This window comes from Haemophilus sp. HMSC066D02, assembly GCF_001810545.1.
Lineage (GTDB): Bacteria > Pseudomonadota > Gammaproteobacteria > Enterobacterales > Pasteurellaceae > Haemophilus_D.
Genome location: NZ_KV801804.1, coordinates 1 through 8141 on the forward strand (window position 1 = coordinate 1; position 8141 = coordinate 8141).

The following is an 8141-nucleotide window of genomic DNA, read 5'->3' on the forward strand; positions in this document are numbered from 1 at the left end:
ACCCCGAGCTGAATGGCTTGGGGTTTTTGTTTATGAAGTTTTGTGAAAGATTACTTTGACAATATAAGTGCAGTAGAAAGTTAGGCTGTTTTTACGTAGAGAATATATAAAAAGGAGTTTATCCCAAATATCTGGAGATAGACTCCTTTAATCTTTTAAGAAAATAGCTTATTCCAGAAAGAACAAACAAACTCTCTTTCTTCTGCAAACGCCGAATCATCAACAATGACAGGATTTCCTAATAAGTTCAGGTGATGAATTTTATTACGTAGTGTCACGTAGCAGGATTTGAGCTTTTCACATTCTGTTAGAGAAATAATGTGATATTCTGCCATTGAATCAAAGATACGGACGTTATCAGACCATTTGGTTAATATTGGATTAGCTGGGGCATTCGCAAGCATCAGATACTGGGCAATAAATTCAATATCAGTAATGCCGCCACGATCGGTTTTGATATTAAAAAAGCCGTCTTTTGTATGAGATAAATGGTCGTACATTTTTTCACGCATTTCTCTTACTTCGATTTTTAGCTGATTAATATCTCTTTGAGCGGAAAGTACATTACAGCGAATTTTTTCAAATTCTGCTTTTAATTCAGTTTCACCAAAAATAGCACGGCTACGGACAAGCGCTTGTTTCTCCCATGTCCAAGCCTCATTGAGTTGATAGTTCTCAAATGCTTGAAGTGAACAGCCTAATAAGCCTGCATCGCCTGAAGGCCGTAAGCGCATATCAACATCGTAAAGTATGCCTGCACTGGTATTCATACTAAAAATACTGACAATTTTTTGAGCCAATCTTAAATAGAATTGATTACTATCAATGGATTTTTTTCCACCAATGGTTTGGCCTTCAACAGCTTGGTATAAAAAGACTAAATCCAAATCAGATTTATAACCGAGTTCAATTCCGCCTAATTTGCCGTAGCCAATAACTAAAAAGCCTTTTTCAGTTTTATCTACAAGATGTTCGGGGACCCCAAATCGTTGACTGACTTGTTGCCAAGCAAAATTGACAACCGCATCAATGATTGCTTCAGCCAGATAAGTGAGATGATCGCTCACTTTCATAACAGGCAATACGCCGAGAATATCTGCGGCTGCAACGCGTAATAAAATAGACTGTTTGAATTGGCGTAAACCATCAATAAATTGTTCTTCATCATCTTGCGGTAATCGCAGCATATATTGCTTCAATTCATCAGGATACTGTGTGAACGGCAATGGATTACGTAGCGCTTCAGTATTTAATAATTCATCAAGTAGAATAGGATAGCGAGCCACTTGTTCAGCGATCATCTGGGATTGCGCACATAGTTCAATTAGCTGCTCAATGGCTTGAGGATTTTCTAAGAGCAATTCCAAATATGTCGTTCTACTCGCAATTTTATCGATAATATTAAGAATGCGTGGCAATAAAGTACGGTAATTTTTTTGCTCAAATATTTGGGTAAAGATATTTGGTAATAAGTGAGCTAAAACTTCTCGACCACGAGAGCCAATAACACGGCGCGCAAGCCCCTCTTTGAATTGAATAAGTTTATCTAAGATATCGGAAATTGCGTTATCATCAATGTGATTATCAATCAGCATTTGTTCAATGTCATCAAGATCACTTTCTAAAAAATCAATCCACTGACTATTGTCATCGGTAGGTTCATCTTTTTCTTCACCAATTAATGCATCAAAAACTGACCGCACTTTTTGTTGGTGTGCTTGTAGTATTTGATAGAAATCATCCCAGTTTTCAATTGGATAAGATTTCATCGTAGTTTGATTGTTCTCATCTAAATAAGTGTATTCTCGACAAGCAACCATTAATCTAAGGCGATTTTCTTCATCTGTTGGGAGAAGTTGCGTTTGTTGATCATCAATGGCTTGTAGCACGTTTTCAGTACGACGAAGGAAGATATAAGCGTCTCTTAATTCATGATATTGTTGAGGCGTAATTAAACCAAGATCTCGTATTTCAGGGAGAAGTTTAAGCAATTCATGTTGTTGGAGCTTAATCTCACGTCCACCTCGAATCAGTTGAAAAACTTGCACAATAAATTCGATTTCTCGAATCCCACCTGCACCTAGTTTAATATTGTCTTTTAAGCCGCGACGACGCACTTCACGCTCAATTTTACCTTTCATTTCACGTAAAGCTTGAATCACACTAAAATCAATATAGCGTCGATACACAAAAGGACGAAGTAATTGTTGTAAGGTTTTTACATTGGGATCTTGCGCATCAGCGCCTAAAATACGCCCTTTGATCATGGCATAGCGTTCCCAATCTCGCCCTTGATCTTGGTAATATTGCTCCATTGCCGAAAAACTTAAGGCAAGTGCACCGCTGTCGCCAAAAGGACGAAGACGCATATCTGTACGATAGACAAAGCCATCTGGCGTAAATTGATCCAACGCATTAATTAGACGCTGTCCTAAACGGGTAAAAAATTTGGCGTTATCAACGGCTCGTCTTACCCCAACGGTTTCGCCTTGTGAAGGATAGGTAAAAATTAAATCAATATCAGAGGAGAAATTTAGCTCAAAACCACCTAATTTTCCCATACCAAGAATATAGAGTTGCTGAGGATTGCCATTTTCATCACAAGGCGTGCCCATTTCTTCGCAAGCTTGTTTATATAGCCAATCTCTCGCACCAATGATAAGACTCTCTGCAAGTTGAGAAAGACGAATAAAAATTTCTTCTACGGTGGCAAGATTTAAGCTTTGACAGAAACTAAGTTTTGCCATTTCTTGATTACGAAAATTTCGTAGCGTTTTGTAAAGCTGTTCTTCGTTTTGGATAGTGGAGAGTTGGTAAGCTAAACGGCTAGCATAATGTTGACAATCTGAAAATTGAGGAGGTGTTTCCCACCATTGGGCTAAAAAGTGCGGTTGTTTTTTTAAGACTTTTTCCAAGAAATCAGACAGACTGATGGCATAGTTTATTTGTCCGATTGGTGTTGTGAGATCTGTTGCATCTCGCTCGATTTGTTGGGTTAATTCATCAAGATTCATTTCAGGGAAATATTGGCAAAGCACTTCGCCAAGTTGAATGAGTTTTTCAGTCGAAAGCGGAAGTGAAAGCGACATAATTTACCCCTTAAAATGTTCGTCAATTTTGCGTAGTACGATTTCTTTGGCTTGTTGCGGTTGCAGACTATCTAGCCAATTTAATGGTGTTTTCCAGCCGCGCAGCCAAGTGATTTGTCGTTTGGCTAATTGTCGAGTTGCACAAATCCCCCGGAAGAGCATTTCTTCATGATCATAGTCACCTCGTAAATATTCCCACATTTGGCGATAGCCCACACAGCGGATAGAAGGCAAATCTGGATGGAGATCTTCTCGTTGATAGAGTTTTTCCACTTCTTCTTGGAAGCCTAATTCGATCATTTTATGGAAACGTTGTTCGATACGTTGATGTAATACCGCGCGATCTTCTGGTGCAATCGCGAATTGTAAAAATTGATAAGGCAATTTTTCGCCTTTTTGTTCGGTTAATTCAGTTAATGATTTACCCGTTAAATAGAATACTTCTAATGCACGATTAATGCGCTGTGAATCATTTGGATTAATACGCTCTGCTGAAATAGGATCAATTTTTTGTAATTCTTGATGAAGTGCTGGCCAGCCAAGTTTTTGTGCTTTTTCTTCAATTTCTAAGCGTAAATTTTCATCACCTGATGGAAGAGGAGAAAGTCCTTCAATCAATGCTTTGTAATACAACATCGTGCCGCCAACCAAAGTGGAATTTTGCCTTGCGCGGTAATATCAGCCATTTCTCTGATCGCATCGTCACGAAAATTCATCGCAGAATAACTTTCAGCGGGATCTAAAATATCGATTAAGCGGTGAGGAGCAAGGGCAAGTTCTTCTTTAGAAGGCTTTGCCGTGCCAATATCCATGCCTTTATAAATTAATGCAGAATCGACACTGATCACTTCCACTGGCAGGCTTTGACGTAATTGAATAGCAAGATCCGTTTTTCCTGAGGCCGTCGGTCCCATCAGAAAAAGTGCGGTTGGTTTGGAGTCAGTTTTTTGTGTCATATTACAAATCAGTTAAAAAGGGCTGCCAGTTAATCGGTTTCAGTAATGTATTAAATTTCTCTTGATGAGCTTTATTCAGTAAGCGTTCCGTTTCGCTTAATAAGCTGACCGCATCTGCTAACACTTGAATCGGTTTCACCTCTAGCGTCTGACAAAGTGAGGTCAGGAAGTCAGGCATATTTTCTAGATGTTCAGCAAGTAGGCTCACCACACATTTTTGCAAATTTTGTGTACGTAAAACCGTAGGCACTTTATTTAGAGTGAGACGTAGCTGGGCTTCATTTTCAATAAATTCAAAACCACTTTGTTGGAAAAAAGCTTTTTGTTTTTTCCATTGTTCAAATTGTTTTTCATCTAAGCGGAAAATAATCGGGATGAGCAATGGCTGTTGTGAAATTTCACCTTGTTGTAAGGTTAATTCATAATTTAAGGTTTGCAATTTAGCTAATGACATCAAATAAAACAGCTGATTTTGTTGTAAAAGCAATGCTTTATTTTCAATTAATGCTAATGCGCGTAAATAGCCTGTTTCACTTGTCTGTGGGAGTTGTTCAGCGACAGGTGTTGTTAAAACTTGAGAAGCTTCTGTTGAACGTACTAATTCACCATATAAGCGTTGTTCCGTCTTTGTAGGTTGTTCACGATAACCATATGACGGAACGTACTCACTACGGTTTGAAAAGTGCGGTCGATTTTCTGATTGTTTTTCGCGAGGCTGATGATAATTCGAAGCGAAAATATTTTGCCCTGCCGCTGCACGATTGGGTTTCGGTTCATAGTGGGTTTGATACGAAGGCGAAGGCTCTCTTGCCTCATTTATCGCTGGAGCTAAATCCACTGCAGCTTGAGGAATGGCATTGAGTGCATTTGTTACGCCTTGGCAGATAAAGTCATGAATTAATCGAGCTTGATGGAAACGCACTTCGTGTTTTGTAGGGTGTACGTTGACATCGACATCATGTGGATTGAGGTCGATAAATAGCACAAATGCAGGGTATTGTTCAGTATGCAAATGTTCTGCATAAGCTTGGCGAATGGCGTGGGTGATCACTTTATCACGCACCATTCGTCCATTGATATAGCAATAGCTCAAATCATTTTGAGAACGTGTAAACTCAGGTGTCGCCACCCAGCCAGAAAGATGCAGATCATCATGTTTCCAATCAATGCGTAAGGCATGTTGAACAAAATCATCGCCACAAATGGCAGCAACGCGTTTTAGTTGTTGTTCTTCATTCGTTGCAGGACGATATTGTCGAATCATTTTGCCGTTATGAGTGAGTGTAAAAGCAATATTAAATTTTGCTAAAGCAATTCGGCGAATGACTTCATCAATATGAGCAAATTCTGTTTTATCAGTGCGTAAGAATTTACGACGAGCAGGCGTGTTAAAAAAGAGATTCGCGACTTCAACTGTTGTGCCGATTGGATGAGACGCGGGTTTAATTGTAGTTTCCATCTCTCGCCCCTGTGCATAGACTTGCCATGCTTCATTTTGCTCTGCTGTGCGAGAGGTAAGGGTTAGACGAGAAACTGAGCTTATACTGGCAAGGGCTTCACCACGGAAACCTAAACTTAAAATGGCTTCGAGATCATCGAGATCAGCAATTTTACTGGTTGCATGTCGAGCGAGTGCGAGACTTAATTCTTCTTTAGGAATCCCACTACCATTATCTCGAATACGAATCAGGCTAGCTCCGCCGTTTTCGATATCAATATGAATTTTATTGGCACCAGCATCAAGGCTGTTTTCCACCAATTCTTTCACCACAGAAGCAGGGCGTTCGACCACTTCACCTGCGGCAATTTGATTAGCCAGCTGTGGAGAAAGAATTTTGATTGCCATAGGATTCCTTATTTTTCTTTAAGTTTGATTTTTTGCCCAGTTACGACTTTGCCGTTTTTCAATGTTGGGTTCAGTTTTAAAAGACGATTAACTGGTACATTGTATTCACGAGAGATAGCATAGATAGTTTGATCAGCTTTTACTGTGTGATAAAGCGGGATTTCTTTCTTGCCATTATCTTTCTTCTCATTCTCTTTTGAAGAAGCGTCTTTTTTATCGTTGCCTTTTTTCTCAGGCTCTTTTTTACTCTCAGTTTTTTCTTGTTTTTTATCTTTTTTAGAAACGGCTTTTTCAGCTTCAACAATCTTGCTGTTTTTTCCTTTGTTATCGGCTTTGGCTTTATCATCCGATTTAGGTTTTTCTTCTACCTTTTTGCCTTTGCCGTTATCAGGAATTTTAATGGTTTCATTTAACCAGAGTTCTTTACGTTTCAGTTTATTTAACTCAATAATTTCACTGACTTTTACATCATATTTGTTCGCCAGGCTACCAATGCTTTCACCCGGTTTCACTTTATGACGTACGCCGCTGTCTTTGACATCGGAAGTGCGGTCAGATTTTTCGATGTTTTTCTCTTCTTTTTTAGTTGGCTCTTCCGTTTTTTTGCCTTTACCATTATCAGGAATCTTAATGGTTTCATTTAACCAAAGTTCTTTGCGTTTCAGTTTATTTAACTCAATGATTTCACTGACTTTAACATCATATTTATTTGCCAGACTACCAATGCTTTCGCCTGATTTCACTTTATGGCGAATACCACTGTCTTTTACATCGGAAGTGCGGTCTGATTTTTCATTGTTTTTATCGTTTGATTTTGTTAATTTGCTGTCTTGCTCATCACTAGGTGGAACAGCAATCGATTTTAAATTACCATTGCGATAAGCGACTAAGCCTTCATAAATCATATAAGCAATACGACGACGATAAGCAATGGTATTCAGTTTTTGTTCTTCTTCCATATTGGAAAGGAAACCTGTTTCCACCAGAACAGAAGGAATATCGGGTGAACGCAATACGCCAAGACTTGCATGTTGTGGCGTGCTACGACTTAATGAGGTTACGCGAGCAAAGCGACGTAGAATGCTGTTACCAAGTTCATAGCCTGTACGTTGGCTGTGACCAAATTGTAGGTCGAGTACAGTTTGATCTAAATATTTGTCATTGTTATTGGAAAGTACTTTTCCTGCACCACCTAAAAGCTCAGAGCGTTTTTCATCATCTTCTAACCATTGACCCATTTCATCGTTGGCACGGCGATTGGATAGCACCCAAACAGATGCACCACGTTGGTCTGCATTAAGAGAGGAGTCAGCATGAATAGACACAAGGAAATTTGCTTTATATTTACGCGCAATTTCAGAACGTTCTGGCACGGAAATGTAGTAATCGCTACTACGTGTTAAAACACCTTTGAAATTAGGATCTTTATCTAGTAAGGCTTTTAATTCTCGTGCAATCGAAAGGGTGACATTTTTTTCATAAATGCCGAGATTTTTTCCGATTGCACCGGGATCTTTACCGCCGTGGCCGGGATCAATGGCAATTGTCCATTGTGGCGTGGCAAATACGGTGGTAGAAATTAGAGAAAATATTCCAAAAAGAAACGAAAATTTTGCTTTCATGTAAGTCAATTTTATAGTTGTGTCAAAATATGCTCGCCCACTGAATTTTGAGCAATTAGCGTAATGTTGCGAGCATCGTCGTAATAGTCAATATTCACCAATAAATCAGCTCCAGGCAAGATACCTTCACCTTTTTCTGCCCATTCGATTAAGCAGATACAATTTTGGCTGAAATAATCACGAATACCCATAAATTCCAATTCTTCAGGATCGGCAAGACGATATAAATCAAAGTGATAAATCATTTTTCCTGCGATGCTATATTCTTCCACTAACGTATAAGTAGGACTTTTGACATTGCCTTGGTAGCCTAAACCTTGCACCATTCCACGAGTCAGGGTGGTTTTCCCTGCACCAAGATCGCCATTAAAATAAAGCACAATGGCGTTATCTTTCGGTTGTTTTACAAGCACTTCTGCGAGTTTTTTACCAAAACGGAGCATCGTGCCTTCATCAGGAATGTATTGGGTTAATTCGGTCATTCTTAGAGTGATTTTTTAGGTTAAAGTTTCTGGGGGATTTTATCGTATTTTGAAGGGAATATGTAGGGAAAATACAATAAAAAAATCCGCTGCTTTTCAGCAACGGATTGAGAATTTGGAGCGGGAAACGAGGCTCGAACTCGCGA

General features: G+C 39.2%; 4 protein-coding genes and 1 pseudogene. All 5 read right to left on the bottom strand.

The window, feature by feature from the left end; all coding sequences use genetic code 11:
• Positions 1 to 155: 155 nt before the first annotated feature.
• Positions 156 to 3089, bottom strand: coding sequence for a bifunctional [glutamate--ammonia ligase]-adenylyl-L-tyrosine phosphorylase/[glutamate--ammonia-ligase] adenylyltransferase (glnE, locus tag HMPREF2750_RS00270; RefSeq protein WP_070582139.1), 2934 nt, complete (start codon positions 3087 to 3089; stop codon positions 156 to 158).
• 3 nt (positions 3090 to 3092) lie between these two features.
• A pseudogene (gene miaA, locus HMPREF2750_RS00275) lies at positions 3093 to 4045 on the bottom strand (tRNA (adenosine(37)-N6)-dimethylallyltransferase MiaA).
• A 1-nt stretch (position 4046) separates the two neighbouring features.
• On the bottom strand, positions 4047 to 5891 hold the full coding sequence (mutL, locus tag HMPREF2750_RS00280; RefSeq protein WP_070582140.1) for a DNA mismatch repair endonuclease MutL: 1845 nt from the start codon (positions 5889 to 5891) through the stop codon (positions 4047 to 4049).
• An 8-nt stretch (positions 5892 to 5899) separates the two neighbouring features.
• Positions 5900 to 7513: an N-acetylmuramoyl-L-alanine amidase gene (locus HMPREF2750_RS00285; RefSeq protein ID WP_070582141.1), complete on the bottom strand. Its 1614-nt coding sequence runs from the start codon at positions 7511 to 7513 to the stop codon at positions 5900 to 5902.
• An 11-nt stretch (positions 7514 to 7524) separates the two neighbouring features.
• On the bottom strand, positions 7525 to 7995 hold the full coding sequence (gene tsaE, locus HMPREF2750_RS00290; protein ID WP_049384644.1) for a tRNA (adenosine(37)-N6)-threonylcarbamoyltransferase complex ATPase subunit type 1 TsaE: 471 nt from the start codon (positions 7993 to 7995) through the stop codon (positions 7525 to 7527).
• Positions 7996 to 8141: the final 146 nt, after the last annotated feature.

Bases quoted from the DNA above. Each gene is read 5' to 3' on its own strand.
- glnE (WP_070582139.1), bottom strand. From the start codon at position 3,089: ATGTCGCTTTCACTTCCGCTTTCGACTGAAAAACTCATTCAACTTGGC.
- mutL (WP_070582140.1), bottom strand. From the start codon at position 5,891: ATGGCAATCAAAATTCTTTCTCCACAGCTGGCTAATCAAATTGCCGCA.
- HMPREF2750_RS00285 (WP_070582141.1), bottom strand. From the start codon at position 7,513: ATGAAAGCAAAATTTTCGTTTCTTTTTGGAATATTTTCTCTAATTTCT.
- tsaE (WP_049384644.1), bottom strand. From the start codon at position 7,995: ATGACCGAATTAACCCAATACATTCCTGATGAAGGCACGATGCTCCGT.